Raw genomic sequence first — 997 nt, 5'->3', positions numbered from 1 at the left:
GGAAACGTATACGAGAGAGAAAAAGCGCCTGGAAGAAGAACTATCTTCGGCGAAAGCCACTGTGAATTCCTTGGGGTCAAAAAATGAAGCGCTTGAGAAAGAGGCTGGTGATTTAAAAGATAAGGTTAATGCCTATGTGGAAGAGGTAAAGTCCTTAACGGCTGACCTTGAAATCCAGACGAAGACGGTATTAAAGCAGGAAGAGGAATTGTCATCTGCACGCGCGAGTTTAGAAAAGTCCCAGCAACGTTCATCGGTTTTAGAAGCTGAGATCAAACGGGTGAACGAGTCCCACGCCGATGAAGTCAGCAGGCTTGAGGCGAAGCTGAAGAAGGCAGGAGAGTCAGGGGATGAAAAAGTCCGTGTGGTGCGTGAAGAGTTAGAACAGACACAAAAGCACCATGAAGAGGTGTTAAACAAGTTAGGTCAATCGCTAAAAGAAGCGACGAAAGACGCAGAGGACGTGAAGTCGAAATTAGAAGTAGCAGAGCAAACACTGGCCTCAAAATTAGCGTCGCTGAACAAGTTGCAAGAACAGTTCCAAGCACTTGAACGAAGCAACGAAGCATTAAATGAAGAATTGTCCAGTGCCAAGGCTTCAGCAGAGGGTCAGGAATTAAAGAACACCGAATTAGTTGATGAAATCCAACGCCTAACCGAAGCACTGCAAAGTAAGGCGGAAGCGTTAGATTCTTTATCCTCTGAATTGAAGAAACAACAAGAAACGGTTTCCGATTTACAACAAAGTTTATCAACGACACAAAAATCGTTTGAGGAAGCAGAGCGTCGCTCAAGTGCGTTAGAAAAGCAGTTAGAACAACTTAAGGCCGCCCATATCAGTGAGCAGGAAACGTATACGAGAGAGAAAAAGCGCCTGGAAGAAGAACTATCTTCGGCGAAAGCCACTGTGGATTCCTTGGGGTCAAAAAATGAAGCGCTTGAGCAAGAGGCCGGTAATTTAAAAGATAAGGTTAATGCCTATGTGGAAGAGGTAAAA

The 997-nt window shown here is 44.8% G+C and carries 1 protein-coding gene; it reads left to right on the top strand.

The window, feature by feature from the left end:
* Positions 1-997 (top strand): coiled-coil domain-containing protein (locus Ljam_RS08210; RefSeq protein ID WP_193786985.1); only part of this gene is annotated, 997 nt, incomplete at both ends.

The organism is Legionella jamestowniensis (assembly GCF_001467745.1).
Classification (GTDB): domain Bacteria; phylum Pseudomonadota; class Gammaproteobacteria; order Legionellales; family Legionellaceae; genus Tatlockia; species Tatlockia jamestowniensis.
This window is presented reverse-complemented; position numbering and strand designations above follow the sequence as displayed.